Below are 14,281 nucleotides of genomic sequence, written 5' to 3' on the forward strand. Positions count from 1 at the left end.
CGGCGTCAGCCGCCGCCCGCCATCTGCCGCTGCGCGAACACGAGCCCGTACGGGAGCGCGGTCGCGGCCATGGCCCACGTGTGCGTCTGACCGGGCTCCTCGCGGAGCTCGACGGTCTGCCCCTGGTCCTCGAGGTCCTGCGCCATCCGCCGCACCGTCGTGAGCGCCTCCCGCGGCGCGTCCTGCCCGGAGTCGAGGAAGACGGGCATCGGGTGCGTGAACGTCATCGTGGGCAGGTACGTCGTCGGGGTGTTCGCGTCGATCTCCGCCTGCGTCGAGAGCATCGTCCGTTCCGGCCCGGGGCCGGGGTTCCCGTAGGGCTCGATCGCGAGGATCGCCCCGAACAGGTCGAGGTTCCGCAGACCCACGTTGAGCGCGCAGAACCCGCCGGACGACATGCCGCCGAGGACGCGGTGCTCGCGGTCCGCGACCGTCGGGTACGTCGCGTCGACGGTGTCGACGACGGTCGTCGTCAGGTACGTCTCGACCTGCTCGCCACCCGTCGTCGAGTCGAGGCACTCGGTGTCGAGCCCGCCCGGCCCCGTGCCGTTCACCGTGGGGGCGACGACGATCATCGGGTCGACGAGCCCGCGCCGGATGAGCACGTCCATCGTGCGCGGCACCCGCCCGGCGGCGAACCAGCTGCTCGGGTCGTCGGGCGACCCGTGGATGAGGTACACGACCGGGTAGCGGGTCGAGCCCTCGGGGTCGAACCCCGGCGGGAGGTACACCCAGGCGTCCTCGTCCGCGATCTGCTCGGCGGCCGTCCCCGGGATCGCGAGCGTCCGCACCTGGCCCCGGTGCGCGCCGCCCGGCGCGTCGGCCGACAGGTCGGCCAGACCCAGCGCGACGAGCTGCACCCGGGCGGCCCCCCACGTCGGGACGTAGCCGGAGTAGGCGTTGGCGCCGACCGCCAGGCCCAGCACGAGGGACAGCGCGCCGAGCGCCGCGAGGGACGCCGTCGCGACGCGTGAGCGCCACGGCCGGCGCGGGTCCTCGCCCCGGGCCCGCCGCTCGCGCCGCGCCCGGGCGCCGCGCCGCGCGCGGACCACGGCCCACGCCACCGCTCCCGCCCCGAGCACCGTCAGCACGACGGCGACCGGGTAGCTCGTCAGGTACGTCTCGGCGGGCTGCAGCTCGCGCAGCACGGCCGCGGGCAGGGCCGGGTCGGTGTCGGGGACGGGGAGGCCGGTCGCCACGGTCAGGACCGGCGCTGCGGCTTCACGAACGGGAAGGCGAGCGTCTCGCGGATCGACGCCCCGATGATGGTCATGTAGATGCGGTCGACACCGAGGCCGAGCCCGCCGGTGGGCGGCATCGCGAACTCGAGCGCCGAGAGGAAGTCCTCGTCGATCTCCATGGCCTCCGGGTCGCCCGCCGCCGCCAGGAGCGACTGCTGCGTGAACCGCTCGCGCTGGTCGATCGGGTCGATGAGCTCCGAGTACGCGGTGCCGAGCTCGGCGCCGAACGCGACGAGGTCCCAGCGCTCCGCGAGGCGCGGGTCGCGGCGGTGCACGCGGGTGAGCGGCGACGTCTCGACCGGGAAGTCGGTGTAGAACGTCGGCTCGACCGTCTGGCCCTCGACGAGGCGGTCGTACATCTCGTTGACCACCGCGCCGTGCGTCTCGTCCTCGCCGACCTCGATGCCGAGCCGGGCGCACAGGGCGTGCAGCTCCGCGTCGGGGGTGTCCGGGGTGACCTCGGCGCCGACGGCGCGCGAGACGGCGTCGTGCACGGTGACGACGGGCCACTCCCCGTCGAGCCGGACCTCGCTGCCGTCGGGCCGGCGCGACACGGCGTCGCCGTGCACCGCGACCGCGGCCGCGACGACGAGCTCGCGCGTGAGGTGCCGCATCGTCGTGTAGTCGCCGAACGCCTGGTACGCCTCGAGCGACGTGAACTCGGGGTTGTGCGTCGCGTCGGCGCCCTCGTTGCGGAAGTTGCGGCCCAGCTCGAAGACGCGCTCGATGCCGCCGATCGCGAGCTGCTTGAGGAACAGCTCCGGGGCGATGCGCAGGTACAGGTCCATGTCGTACGCGTTGATGTGCGTGCGGAACGGCCGCGCGTTCGCGCCCCCGTGCACGCGCTGCAGGATCGGCGTCTCGACCTCGATGAAGCCGCGCTCGACGAGCGACGAGCGCAGCGAGTGCACGGCGGCGGAGCGACCGCGGAGCGTCACGGACGACCGCGTGTCGAGCGCGAGGTCGACGTGGCGCAGGCGCATGCGCGTCTCCGGGTCGGCGAGCCCGCGGAACTTGTCCGGCGGCGCCTTGAGCGACTTCGACGCCATGACCCACGACCCCGCGTGCACGGACAGCTCCCCCGTCCGGCTGCGCGCGACGGTCCCCGTGACGCTCACCTGGTCCGCGAGGTCGACGACGCGGCGCCAGAGCGCGAGGTCGGCGGCGCCGTCGGCGGTGAGCATCACCTGGCGCTCGTGGTTCTCCTCGCGCAGGACGGCGAAGACGACGCCCCCGAGGTCCCGGAGCCGCACGACGCGCCCCGAGACGGACACCTCGTGCCCGAGCAGCAGGTCGTCGACGTCGGCGAGCCGGTGCGTGCGCGGCACGGCCACGGGGTACGCGGGCATGCCGGCCGCCGCGAGCACGTCGAGCTTGGCGCGGCGGGCGCGCTCCTGGTCGGTGAGCCGCCGGGTCGGCACGTCGAGCGCGAGCAGCGCGTCCTCCTGCTCGCGCACGGCGGCGCCGAGCGCGGCGTCGGCCGTCGCGACCTGCTGGCTCCCGGTGCCGCCGCGCGCGCCGGGCCACTGCGGCACGAAGCCCTCGGCCTGCCCCGCCGCGAGCGACACGGACGTGAGCTGGGCGGGGGCGGCGTAGCAGAGGTAGCGCGTGCGCCAGCGCGGCTCGTACTTCTGGTTCGAGCGGTACAGCTGGTCGAGCTGCCACCAGCGCGACGCCGTGAGGACGAGGCGGCGCAGGAAGCGCTGGAAGGGGCTCGCCGCGACCGACTCGCCCTGCTCGATCAGGCCGCGGAACATCGCGAAGTTGAGCGAGACCCGGTCGATCGCCATGCCCGCGCCCTCGCTCGCGAGCGTCGAGATCATGAGCTCCGTGACGCCCGGCACCGCGTCGGGCGACCGGCGCATGTAGTCGAGCGAGACCCCCTTGCGGCCCCACGGGACGAACGTGAGCAGGCCGCGCGGCGCGCCGTCGCGGTCGTGCGCGGTGACGACGAGCACGCGCGGGTCGCGCGGGCTGCCGAGGCGCTCCAGGGCCATCGAGAAGCCGCGCTCGTCCTCGCCGTGCCGCCACGCGTCGGCGGCCTGCGCGAGCGCCGCGAGCTCGTCCGCCGGGATCTCGCGCTGCCGCCGCAGGCGCACGGTGTACCCCTCGCGCTGGGGCCGCGCGACGGCGTGCCGCACGGGCCGCATCGACGGCGACGCGAGGTCGAAGGACCGCGTCTCGACGATCGCCTCGTCACCCATCGTGAGGACGGCGAGCCCGGCGTCGCGGTAGGCCCGCGCGCCCTTCTCGCTCGCCGAGAGCACGCCGGGCGCCCACCCGTGGCGCCGCGCGTACGCGAGCGTGCGCTCGATCGCGTCGGGCCACGACGCCGGGTCCCCGAGCGGGTCGCCCGCGGCGAGCAGCACGCCGCTCACCACGCGGTACGACACGGCGGCGCGGCCGTCGGTCGAGAAGATCGCGTAGCGGTCGTCGCGCGTCGCGAAGTACTCGAGCGAGTCGTCGCTCGGGTGCTCCAGGAGCAGACGGCGCACGGCGAGCTCCTCGTCCGGGGTGCGTGCGGCGTCGCGCGGGCCGGTCCGCAGGAACACGAGCACCGCGAGCAGCAGCGCGGCGCCCGCGAGCAGGCCGCCGACGAGCGCGAGCCAGCCCGGCGCGCCGCCGTCGATGGCGAACGGCTCCTCGTGCGGCGACAGCCCGACCGAGACGCTCAGGGCCCACCCGAGCCGCGCCGACTGGTCGTCGAGGCTCGACGGCACGACCTGGAGCAGCGCCCACACGACGCCGGTCGCGACGGCGAGGCCGAGCACGAGGACGAGCGCCGCCGTCCACCACGCACCCCGGGCAATACGGGCCGGGAACGCGTGGCGCGCGGCGACGAGCACCACGACGAGCACGAGCCCGACGAGCCCGCCCGCGTACGCCGTCCAGTGCACGTCGTCGAGCACGCCGGCCGCCGGGTCGATCCGGTCGAGCACGATCGCGAGCAGCATGACGAGCGCGGACGGGAGCTGCCAGACGAGGACCACGAACCACAGCGCGGCGCGGCGCCGGCGCAGGAAGCCGCTCGCGACGAGCCCGACCACGACCGCGGAGAAGAGCGACGGGTACGACGGCACGTTCGTGACCGACAGGACCTCGGCGACCGGGCGCTCGGCGTGGTGCGCGACGGGACGGAGGATCAGCGCGACGAGGAGCCACACCGCGTAGACCTCGAGGATCCGGCCGCCCCAGCGTGCGACCGCCTCGGCCCAGGGCGACGCGACGGCGGGCGGCGCTGGAGCGCGCCGTCCGCCGTCCGGGGTGGGCGTCTCGCGCCCGACGGTGCTGGTACCCGTCACGTGGTCTCCTCCGGGTCGCGCGGTGTGCGGGCGGGCGCCGGCGCGGGCTGCGTCGGCGGGTTGACGAGGACGTCGTCGGCGGTCTGCCGCTCCGCCGCGGTACGACGATCCCACGTGGGGCGCCGCAGCGCGTAGAAGAGGAGCGGCGGGCCGCCGAGCACGACGACGACCCCGGCGACCACGATCGGGTAGGCGGTCTCGGAGAGGCCGCTGAAGCCGGACGGCCGGACGAACGCGAGCACGAACGCGGCCGCGCACGCGACGAACCCCAGCCCCGCGACGAACCGCATCGCGGGCGTGCGGTAGGTCCGCACCACGTCGGGCTTGGTGCGCCGCAGCCGGATCGCCGCGGCGAACATGAGCATGTACATGACGAGGTAGAGCGCCGCTGCCATGTCGACCAGCGCGATGAACGCCGTGTTGCCGTTCGGCACGAGGACGAACAGCAGCGCGAGCAGCGTGACGATCCCGCCCTGCACCGCGAGGATCCCGACCTGGACCCCGGCCTTGTTGCGACGCTGGAGCGCGGGCGGGAGCAGGCCGGTCCGGGCCGCGGCGAGCAGGCCGCGCGACGGCCCGGCGATCCACGTGACGACCGACGCGAACGCCCCGAGGGCGATGAGGAGCGAGATGACCGGGGTGCCCCAGCTCATGCCCCAGTGGTCGAAGAACGCCTTGAACGCGAGGTTGATCCCGTCGGTCACGCCGAGCGCGGACTTCGGGACGGCCACGGAGATCGCGAGCGTCGGGAGGATGAAGACACCGAGGATCAGCACGGTCGCGATGGCGATCGAGCGCGGGAAGCCCCGACCGGGGTTGCGCAGGTCGTTCGCATGCACCGCGTTGACCTCCATGCCCGCGTACGCGAGCACGTTCGAGACGATGAGAACGATGGACGCGATCCCGGTCCACGGCGGGATGACGGCGGACGCCTCGAGCGTCGTCTCCGAGCGCTCGCCGGTGCCGAGCCAGACCGCGCCGAGCACGATGAGCAGGACGGCGGGCAGGATCGTGCCGAAGACGCCGCTCCACGAGCCGACCTTGGCGAACAGGTTGCCGCCGGCGAGCGTGATGAGCGTCGACCCCCAGTACAGGACGAGGATCACGACGGCCGTGTAGAGGCCGTTCTGCGTGAGGCCCGGGTCGCCCACGACGAACGACAGGCTCGCCGCGATGAACGCGATCTGCGTGGGGTACCAGACGACGTTCTGGATCCACTGGAGCCAGATCGCGACGAACCCGGCCCGCTCGCCGAACGCCTCGCGCACCCACGTGAAGACGCCGCCCTTCCAGCCGGTCGCGAGCTCGGCCGCGACGAGCGCCGTCGGGACGAGGAAGAGGATCGCCGGGACGATGAAGAGCGTCACCGAGCCGAGCCCGTACGACGCCATCGCCGGCAGCGAGCGCAGCGACGCGACCACCACCACGGTGAGCATCGCGAGCTGCACGACCGACATGTACGTCGTCGCGCCCGCGGCGGGCGCCCCGATGGCGGGCCCCGCGTGGCCCGGCGGCTGCCGGGAGCCGGGCGACCCGTACGGGTGCGGCCGGACGTGCGCCGCCGTCGGCGCGTGCGTGCCGTCGGCCCGGACGTGCGGTCCCGAGCCTCCGGGCGGATCCTGTGCTGCCCCCTGTGCCATGGTCCGTCCTTCCCGCGGTCGTCCGGGTCAGTGGTGGAAGTTGGAGCGCTGGCCCTCGGTCGGCATCGGGCCGGTGAGGGCGTCGAGGAGCTCGACCTCGTCGCGCAGGTCCGCGAGGAACGCGGACGCCAGGTCGTGGCTGAAGCCGTTGCGCACGACGACGCGCTGGACGGTGAGGTCCGTGAGGTCGTCGGGCATGGGGTACGCGGGCACGAGCCAGCCCTTGGTGCGCAGCCGCTCCGACAGGTGGTAGAGGTCCCAGTTCTTCGTGTGGCCCTCGCGCAGGCGCCACGCGAACACGGGGATGTCCGAGCCGTCGTTCCACAGCTCGAACGCGGGCATCTTCGCGATCTCGCCCGACAGGTAGAGGGCGACGTCGCGCGACGTGCGCTGCACGGCCTCGTAGCCGGTGCGCCCGAGCCGCAGGAAGAGGTAGTACTGGAGGAGCACCTGCGCGCCGGGGCGCGAGAAGTTGAGGGCGAACGTCGGCATGTCCCCGCCGAGGTAGCTCACGCGGAACACGAGGTCCTCCGGCAGCGACTCCGTGTCGCGCCAGACGACCCACCCGAGGCCCGGGTAGACCAGGCCGTACTTGTGGCCGGAGGTGTTGATCGACGCGACGCGGGGGACGCGGAAGTCCCACTCGAGGTCGGGCTGGAGGAACGGGGCGATCATCGCGCCCGACGCGCCGTCGACGTGGATGGGCACGTCCAGGCCGGTGGACTCCTGGATCCGGTCGAGGGCCGCGGCGATCTCGGCGACCGGCTCGTACATGCCGGTGTAGGTCACGCCCATGATGGCGACGACGCCGATCGTGTTCTCGTCCACGTACGTCTCGAGGTCGTGGCCGTCGAGGACCTTGTGGTCCTCGGAGATCGGGACGTAGCGCGCCTCGACCTCGAAGTAGTTGCAGAACTTCTCCCAGCACACCTGGACCGCGCTCGAGAGCACGAGGTTCGGGCGGTCGGTCGGCTTGCCGGCGGCGCGGCGCGCGTGCTGCCAGCGCCGCTTGAGGGCGAGACCGCCGAGCATGCACGCCTCGGACGAGCCGATGGTCGACGTCCCGATGGTGTGCTCCGGGTCGGGCGCGTGCCACAGGTCGGCGAGCATCGTCCAGCACCGCGTCTCGACGGCCGCCGTCTGCGGGTACTCGTCCTTGTCGATCATGTTCTTGTCGGCGGCCTCGAGGTACAGCCGCGCGGCGTGCTCGTCCATCCACGTGCCGACGAACGTCGCGAGGTTGAGCCGCGCGTTCCCGTCGAGCATCGCCTCGTCGTGGACGATCTGGTACGCCGTCTCCTGGAGGGACTCGTCCTCAGGGAACCGGAACTTGGGCAGCGCCGTCGCCTCCCCCGGTCTGGCGAAGATCGGGTTGAGCTCGACGACGTCGGGTTCTCCGGTGTGCCTCTCGGCCCGGCGCGTGTTCGTGACCATGTCCGCCCCCTCGGGTTGGTGTGGCCGCGGACCTGCGGCCGCTCTCTCGACGGTACGACCGCGATCCCGGGACCGCCTCTGGGCAGGTGAGATAGGCAACACCTGTTGCTTAAGTGATTGCCTCGGCGTAACGTCGAGGACGACGCAGCGCACGGCACGACGCGGAGGAGGTGGCCGTGGACAAGCGCACCGCCCGCACCGCCGCGGCCCTGCGGACCGCGATCCTCGCGCTCGCGGCGGAGCAGGACGTCACCCGGCTCACGGTGTCCGCCGTCGCGGCCCGGGCGGGGATCAACCGCGTGACGTTCTACGACCACGCGTCGAGCCCGTCCGAGCTCCTCGCGCGCGTGCTCGGCGCCGAGCTCGACGCGATCCGCGACCGGTTCTTCGCCGACGTCCGGGCCGCCGAGACGGCCGACGACGTCGCCGCCCGCTCCCGCGAGGTCGTCGACCACTGGAGCCGTGCGCTCGTCGTGCACGTCGAGGCCCACCTCCCCGTCTACGAGCGCGCGCTGGAGGGCGGCCTCAGCGCGCCGCTGTTCCGGCTGCTCGCGAGCCACGTCACCGGCACGCTCGTCGAGCACCTGCACGCCCACCCCGGCCTCCTGCCGTCGGCCCCGGCCGGCACCTCGGCGGGACTCCCGGCCGAGCCGTCGGCCGGAGCCACGACCACCGCGACGGCCGACGTCGCGGCGCGCGCGTTCGCGACGTACGTCGGCTTCGGCACGGTCGGCGCGCTCGAGGTGTGGCTCGCCGCGCCCCCTCCCCGTGACCCCGGGCTCTTCCCGCGGGTCGCCCGAGACGCCCTGCCCGCCTGGTGGACCACGCCGTCGCCCTGACGAGCCGTCCCCTCCGCCGGTCGACCGCGGTCCCCGGCGGGCAGGTGCGCACCACCCGCGCGACGACGCCCCCGCTCACGAGGCGGGCCGACGCCGCCGTGCCCGGCAAGGAAAGGAGCCCCACCATGGGCAGCACTCCCGGAAGCGTGCAGAACAAGGTCGCGATCGTCACCGGCGGCACCGGCGGCATGGGCGTCACGAACGCGCGTGCGCTCGTCGCCGAGGGCGCGAAGGTCGTGGTCGCGGACCTCGACGACGCGAAGGGCGAGGCGCTCGCGCGCGAGCTCGGCCCCGACGCCCGCTACGTGCACCTCGACGTGACGAGCGAGGACGAGTGGGCGGCCGCCGTCGCGGCCACGCTCGACGCGTTCGGGCGCGTCGACGTGCTCGTCAACAACGCGGGCATCGCCAACGGCGGTCCGATCACGGAGTTCGACGTCGCCGCGTGGCGCCGGATCATCGACATCAACCTCACCGGCACGTTCCTCGGGATCCGCGCGGTGTCGCCGATCATGGCGAAGGCCGGCGCGGGGTCGATCATCAACATCTCGTCGGTCGAGGGCATGCGCGGGAGCGCGGGCCTGCACGGCTACGTCGCGTCGAAGTTCGGCGTCCGCGGGCTGACGAAGTCCGTCGCGCTCGACCTCGGCCCGTACGGCGTGCGCGTCAACTCGGTGCACCCCGGGTTCATCTCGACGCCCATGACCGCGTCGCTCAACCCGGACGACCTCCTCATCCCGCTCGGCCGCCCCGCGGCGCCCGAGGAGGTCTCGCGCATGATCGTCTTCCTCGCGAGCGACGAGGCGTCGTACTCGACGGGCTCGGAGTTCGTCGTGGACGGCGGCCTCATCGCCGGCGTCCCGTCCAAGAAGGGCCACGGCCAGCTCTGACCCGGCCGCGATCGGCCCGGCCGCGGCAGGCCCGGTCGCGGCAGGCCCGGTCGCGGCAGGCCCGGTCGCGGCGGCCCCGGTCGCGGCGGGCCCGGTCGCTCAGCGCGCCGCGGCCGCGCACGCGACGCAGGTCCGCGCCGTCGGGCGCGCCTCCAGGCGCCCGGCGGCGATCTGCTGCCCGCACCCCGCGCAGACGCCGTAGGTCCCTGCGTCCAGGCGGGCGAGGGCGGCGTCGACCTCCTCGACCCGCGCGGCCGCGTCGCGCGCGAGCGCGTCCACCTGGGCGCGCTCGAACGCGATCGTCGCGCCGTCGGGGTCGTGCTCGTCGTCCGCGTTGGAGTCGCGCGACGCCTCGACGATGCCCGCGACGTCGGCGCGCAGCGCCCGCAGGCGCTCCGACGCCTCCGCGCGCACGGCGAGCAGCCGCTCGCGCGCGGGCCGGGGGTCGAGCGGGTGGTCGGAGCTCTCGAACGGTGTCGTCATCACCCTCCCCAACGCTCGGGACGGGGTGAAACCGTCCCGGACGGGTACTCCTGCCCACGTCCGCCGCATGACAGCGGCGGTCCGCGATGGAAGAGTGGAACCGCCCGGCCACCCCGGGGCCACCGCGCGGACTCGCCCTCGCGGTGGGCGACCGACGGCGAGACCACGGGGGTCGGCATGAGCACGGTCGTCGTCTTCGAGGAGTTCGGCGGGCCCGAGGGCCTGCGGGTCGACGACGAGGAGGTCGGCGCTCCCGGCCCCGGCCAGGTGCGCGTCACGAACCGCGTCGTCGGCGTCAACCCCGCGGACCTCAAGCGGCTCGCCGGCGCGTTCGGTGGCCGCGTCCCCGGCGTGCTGGGGTTCGAGGCGGCCGGGGTGGTCGACGCCGTCGGGCCCGACGTTCCGGACCTCGCCCCCGGCGACGAGGTCGTGTGGCACGGCACGGGGGCGCAGCGCGAGCTCTCGCTCGTCCGCGCCGACCACGTGCGGCGCAAGCCGTCGTCCGTCCCCTTCGACCAGGCCGCGGTCCTGCCCGTCGCGGCCGCGACCGCGTTCTCCGCGCTCGTGCAGGCCGACACGGGCGAGGGCGACGTCGTGCTCGTGCACGGCGCGAGCGGGGGCGTCGGGTCCGCGGCGGTGCAGATCGCGACCGCGCTCGGTGCCCGCGTCGTCGGGACGGCCTCGCCCGCGAACCACGACTACGTGCGCGACCTCGGTGCGACGCCCGTCGCGTACGGCCCGGGGCTCGTCGACGCGGTCCGCGCGCTGCCCGACGGGCTCGACGAGGTGAGCGTCATCGTCGACCTCGTCGGCACGGAGGAGACCGTGGCCGCGACCGTCGCGCTGCTGGGCGAGCACCTCTCCCCCGCCGACGCCGACGACCCGCCGAGCGCCGTGACCGTCGTCGGGACGGACACCTCGCGCGCCGCCGGGATCGCCGACAAGGTCGACGCGAAGGGCGCCCTCGACGAGGTGCTCGCGCTCGCCGAGGACGGACGGCTCCGGGCGGAGATCTCGGCCCGGTTCCCGCTCGCCGAGGCCGCGGAGGCGCTGCGCCTCGTCGCCGAGGGGCACGTGCGCGGGAAGGTCGTCCTCGACGTCGTATGACGCGACGCGCTCCTTTGTGACGCTGAGCACAAGCTCGCCGCACGAGCCGCGAGATTCCGCGGCTCCCGCCCCGGCGCCCGCTCAATCTTCTTGCGCCCCGCGTGCGCCAGAGTGTGGAATCGTTAGCATGCGTAAGCTTCTTGCCGCCACCGCGGCGCTCTCCTGTGCCCTCCTGCTGGCGTCCTGCGCCTCGCCGACCGACCCGGCGAGCGACGACGCGGCGACCACCCCCGCGACCGAGACCACGACCGAGGCGGCCCCCGAGGTCACGCCGACCGTCGTCGCCGTCACCACGACGTGCAGCACCTTCTACGGCGGCGAGTACTCCGCCGAGCGCCTCGTCACCGAGACGACGCCGCTGCTCGCCACGCCGGACGACGAGGACGCCGCCGCCGCGATCTACACGACGCGCGAGCGCATCGCCGCGGTGCAGAACTTCGCCGACCCGGAGCTCCAGGAGAACCTCAACGGGATCAAGGCACCCTTCGAGGCCGCCGTCCAGGGCGAGACCATCAGCACGTCGAATCTCCAGGCATCGCTCGACGCGTTCCGCGCCCAGTGCGTCGAGGCCGGGTACGCGTTCGCGTCCTGACGCCACGCGCCGCGGTCCGGACGGCCCGTCCCTCGTCGAGGGGCGGGCCGTCCTCGCGTCCGGGGCCTGCTCGCGCCTGGGGGCACGCCGGTGCCGGGCTCGTCGCGACCTGAGGCGGGCGGCGAAGCGCCGCCCGGCGTGGGAGCATCCGACCATGCCCGTCGTCGAGTCCTCGCTCGTGGTCCCCGTCGACCCCGCGACGGCGTTCGCCGTCTCGCAGACGACGGGCGCCGTCCGCCTGCGCTGGGACCCCTTCATCCGCCACCAGCACTTCCTCGACGGCGCGACCGCGCCCGCGAAGGGCGTGCAGACCTTCACCCGGCACCGCAGCGGGCTGTCCATGGTGAGCGAGTACGTCTCGTACAACCCGCCGACCAACGTCGGCATGCGCATGGTCCGCGGGTCGTGGTTCTTCGAGAACCTCGCGGGCGGCTGGCGCTTCGCGCCCGACCCGGGCGGCGGCACGCGCGCGACGTGGCGGTACAGCTTCCGGTGCCGACCGCGCTGGCTCGCCCCGGTCGCCGAGCGCGTCGGGTCGTGGGTGCTCCAGCGCGACGTCGACCGGCGCATCGCCGGCTTCGCGCGGGGGTGCGCCGACCCGGTCGTGCTCGACGCGGTGCACGACGGCGCCTGACGCCCGCGCCTCCGTCCGCCGCCGCGCGGCACCCCGGGGCCACGCGGCCCGGCACCCCGGGACGACGTCGCCCGGTACCCCGGTCGGACGCGGCCCGGCCGCGCGCGGCGTAGCGTGCGACGCATGGGCCCGCTCGACCGCCGCCGCCCCCGGGCGTTCCTCGCCGTGGTGCTCGCGGTGGTCACGGTCGCCGGTTCGGTGGGCGCGACGCACGGCCAGCCCGGTGCCCGGCCGCTCGACGCCGCGGCGCTCGCGCTCCTCCTCGTGCCCCCGCTCGCCCTCGTGCTCCTCGTGCGGTGGCCGGTCGTCGCCGTCGTCGTGTCCGTGGGTGCCGCGGGCACGTTCCTCGTCGCCGGGTACGCGTGGGGCCCGGTGCTCGCCGGTCCCGTGGGCGTGCTCGTGGGGGTGCTGCTCAGCGGACCCGCGGTGCGCGCGCGCCGGGTCGCGTGGGGCGGGGCGGTGCTCCTGGCGGGCGCGGTCGTCACGGCGGCGGCGCTCCGCCCGGACGCGCCGCCCCCGGCGACGCTGCTCGGTGGGACCGCGTGGACCGTCGTCGTGCTGCTCGTCGCCGGGACGGTCCGCGACCGGTCCGCGCGGCTCGCCGCGGCTCGCGAGACCGAGCGCCTGGCGCGCGCCGAGCGGGAGCGGACCGCCGTCGCCGACGAGCGCCTGCGGATCGCGCGCGAGGTCCACGACGTGCTCGCGCACTCGCTGTCCGCCATCACCGTCCAGGCGGGCGTCGGCCTGCACCTGCTCGACCGCGACCCCGAGCAGGCCCGCGGTGCGCTGACCGCGATCCGCGCCGCGAGCACCGAGGCGCTCGACGAGGTGCGCGCGGTGCTGGGCATCGTGCGCGGCGACGCGCACGACGACGTCGCGCCCCTCGCCCCGACGTGGGACCTCGCGGCGCTCCCCCGGCTCGTGCGGCAGGCGGAGGGAGGCGGCCTCGCGTTCGCGCTCGACGTCGACCCGGCCGCGGCGGGACTGCCCGACCGGCTCGCGGGCGTCGTCTACCGCGTCGTGCAGGAGTCGCTGACCAACGTGCGGCGGCACGCGCACGGCGCCACGCGGGCGGACGTGCAGGTCGCGGTGCGTCCCGCACCGCACGGCGCGGTGACCGTGACCGTGACCGACGACGGCGCGGCCCCAGGCGCGGAGCCGGAGCCGGGCTACGGCCTGCGGGGCATGCGCGAGCGCGTCGAGAGCGTCGGCGGCTCGCTCGCCGCCGGCGCCGCGCCGTCCTCCTCTGGACGTGGCTTCCGGGTGCGGGCAGTCTTTCCCTGGCCGGGCTCCCCGCCCGGGCCGGGCGCCGCCGGACGGTCCGACGCGGCCGACGACGCACCGCCGCAGCGCGAGGAGGCACCGTGATCGACGTCGTGCTGGCCGACGACCAGGCTCTCGTGCGTGGCGGCTTCCGCGCGCTCATCGACTCCGAGGACGACATGCGCGTCGTCGCGGAGGCCGCGACCGGCGACGACGCCGTCCGCCTCGCGCTCGAGCACCTGCCCGACGTCGTGCTCATGGACATCCGGATGCCCGGTCTGGACGGCCTCGAGGCGACCCGGCGGATCGTCGCCGACCGCGCCGCGTCGCACGTGCACGTCGTGGTGGTCACCACGTTCGAGCTCGACGAGTACGTGACGGACGCGATCCGCGGCGGCGCGAGCGGCTTCCTCGTCAAGGACACCGAGCCCGTCGACCTCGTCCGGGCGGTGCGGGTCGCGGCGCGCGGCGACGCCCTGCTCTCGCCCACGGTGACCCGGCGCCTGCTGTCCCGGGTCGCGGACGCGACGCGCGCCGTCGGGCCGGTCCCCGGTCTCACGGAGCTCACGCCGCGTGAGCGCGAGGTGCTCGTCGAGGTCGCGGGCGGGCTCTCGAACGACGAGATCGCGGGCACGCTCTACCTGTCGGAGTCGACGGTGAAGACGCACGTGTCGCGCGTCATGGCCAAGGTGGGCGCGCGCGACCGCGCGCAGCTCGTCGTCGCGGCCTACGAGTCCGGGCTCGTGCGCCCGGGCTGGGCGGGCTGACCGGCACCACGGGACGAGCGAGGTCGGCACGCACGGGTGACGACGCGCCGTCGGGCACCCGGAAGCCTGGACGTGCGGCCGGATCGCGG

Annotated in this window: 12 protein-coding genes; 7 read left to right on the forward strand and 5 right to left on the reverse strand. The window is 75.0% G+C overall.

Going from position 1 to position 14,281, the window contains the following annotated elements:
- Positions 1-5: 5 nt before the first annotated feature.
- The 4 genes from ACFC2L_RS09610 to ACFC2L_RS09625 are packed head-to-tail and all read right to left on the reverse strand — an operon-like array spanning position 6 to position 7,617.
- Positions 6-1,199, reverse strand: a complete 1,194-nt coding sequence (locus ACFC2L_RS09610) for an alpha/beta hydrolase (RefSeq protein ID WP_375824079.1) — start codon at positions 1,197-1,199, stop codon at positions 6-8.
- 2 nt (positions 1,200-1,201) lie between these two features.
- A complete protein-coding gene (gene lysX, locus ACFC2L_RS09615; RefSeq protein ID WP_375824080.1) occupies positions 1,202-4,543 on the reverse strand; it encodes a bifunctional lysylphosphatidylglycerol synthetase/lysine--tRNA ligase LysX in 3,342 nt (1,113 codons plus the stop codon).
- Entirely contained in the window at positions 4,540-6,183 is a 1,644-nt protein-coding gene (locus ACFC2L_RS09620) for an APC family permease (protein WP_375824081.1), read from the reverse strand. Before ACFC2L_RS09620 ends, lysX begins: the two co-directional genes overlap by 4 nt.
- A gap of 27 nt (positions 6,184-6,210) precedes the next feature.
- On the reverse strand, positions 6,211-7,617 hold the full coding sequence (locus ACFC2L_RS09625) for a glutamate decarboxylase (RefSeq protein ID WP_085386818.1): 1,407 nt from the start codon (positions 7,615-7,617) through the stop codon (positions 6,211-6,213).
- A 176-nt stretch (positions 7,618-7,793) separates the two neighbouring features.
- Between ACFC2L_RS09625 and ACFC2L_RS09630 the strand changes: the two genes are divergently transcribed.
- Both ACFC2L_RS09630 and ACFC2L_RS09635 read left to right on the forward strand, forming a co-directional pair.
- Complete coding sequence (locus ACFC2L_RS09630) at positions 7,794-8,456, forward strand: TetR/AcrR family transcriptional regulator (RefSeq protein ID WP_375824082.1); 663 nt, start codon at positions 7,794-7,796, stop codon at positions 8,454-8,456.
- Between the two features lie 125 nt (positions 8,457-8,581).
- Positions 8,582-9,346 carry a glucose 1-dehydrogenase gene (locus ACFC2L_RS09635; RefSeq protein ID WP_375824083.1) on the forward strand — a complete coding sequence of 255 codons (765 nt, stop codon included), beginning with the start codon at positions 8,582-8,584 and terminating at the stop codon, positions 9,344-9,346.
- Between the two features lie 99 nt (positions 9,347-9,445).
- Here the strand turns inward: ACFC2L_RS09635 and ACFC2L_RS09640 are convergent, their stop codons facing one another.
- Positions 9,446-9,829, reverse strand: coding sequence for a TraR/DksA family transcriptional regulator (locus tag ACFC2L_RS09640; protein ID WP_375824084.1), 384 nt, complete (start codon positions 9,827-9,829; stop codon positions 9,446-9,448).
- Positions 9,830-10,006: 177 nt separating this feature from the next.
- On the opposite strand from ACFC2L_RS09640, the gene ACFC2L_RS09645 reads away from it, so the two are divergent.
- The 5 genes from ACFC2L_RS09645 to ACFC2L_RS09665 all read left to right on the forward strand — a co-directional run bounded on the left by ACFC2L_RS09645 (position 10,007) and on the right by ACFC2L_RS09665 (position 14,192).
- Entirely contained in the window at positions 10,007-10,936 is a 930-nt protein-coding gene (locus ACFC2L_RS09645; protein ID WP_375824085.1) for a zinc-binding alcohol dehydrogenase family protein, read from the forward strand.
- Positions 10,937-11,063: 127 nt separating this feature from the next.
- Positions 11,064-11,528, forward strand: coding sequence for a hypothetical protein (locus tag ACFC2L_RS09650; RefSeq protein ID WP_076403943.1), 465 nt, complete (start codon positions 11,064-11,066; stop codon positions 11,526-11,528).
- A gap of 154 nt (positions 11,529-11,682) precedes the next feature.
- Positions 11,683-12,162, forward strand: coding sequence for an SRPBCC family protein (locus ACFC2L_RS09655; RefSeq protein ID WP_076403944.1), 480 nt, complete (start codon positions 11,683-11,685; stop codon positions 12,160-12,162).
- Positions 12,163-12,285: 123 nt separating this feature from the next.
- Entirely contained in the window at positions 12,286-13,530 is a 1,245-nt protein-coding gene (locus tag ACFC2L_RS09660; RefSeq protein ID WP_375824086.1) for a sensor histidine kinase, read from the forward strand.
- The gene (locus ACFC2L_RS09665) at positions 13,527-14,192 is read left to right on the forward strand and encodes a response regulator (protein ID WP_375824087.1); all 666 of its coding nucleotides are present in this window, start codon (positions 13,527-13,529) and stop codon (positions 14,190-14,192) included. The genes ACFC2L_RS09660 and ACFC2L_RS09665 overlap by 4 nt, the downstream gene beginning before the upstream one ends.
- Positions 14,193-14,281 lie beyond the last annotated feature (89 nt).

The sequence above is a fragment of the Cellulosimicrobium sp. NPDC055967 genome, from assembly GCF_042269845.1.
In the GTDB taxonomy this organism is placed as follows: Bacteria; Actinomycetota; Actinomycetes; order Actinomycetales; family Cellulomonadaceae; genus Cellulosimicrobium.

Bases quoted from the DNA above. Each gene is read 5' to 3' on its own strand.
- ACFC2L_RS09650 (WP_076403943.1), top strand. From the start codon at position 11,064: ATGCGTAAGCTTCTTGCCGCCACCGCGGCGCTCTCCTGTGCCCTCCTG.
- ACFC2L_RS09645 (WP_375824085.1), top strand. From the start codon at position 10,007: ATGAGCACGGTCGTCGTCTTCGAGGAGTTCGGCGGGCCCGAGGGCCTG.
- ACFC2L_RS09655 (WP_076403944.1), top strand. From the start codon at position 11,683: ATGCCCGTCGTCGAGTCCTCGCTCGTGGTCCCCGTCGACCCCGCGACG.
- ACFC2L_RS09640 (WP_375824084.1), bottom strand. From the start codon at position 9,829: ATGACGACACCGTTCGAGAGCTCCGACCACCCGCTCGACCCCCGGCCC.
- ACFC2L_RS09625 (WP_085386818.1), bottom strand. From the start codon at position 7,617: ATGGTCACGAACACGCGCCGGGCCGAGAGGCACACCGGAGAACCCGAC.
- ACFC2L_RS09620 (WP_375824081.1), bottom strand. From the start codon at position 6,183: ATGGCACAGGGGGCAGCACAGGATCCGCCCGGAGGCTCGGGACCGCAC.
- ACFC2L_RS09660 (WP_375824086.1), top strand. From the start codon at position 12,286: ATGGGCCCGCTCGACCGCCGCCGCCCCCGGGCGTTCCTCGCCGTGGTG.
- ACFC2L_RS09635 (WP_375824083.1), top strand. From the start codon at position 8,582: ATGGGCAGCACTCCCGGAAGCGTGCAGAACAAGGTCGCGATCGTCACC.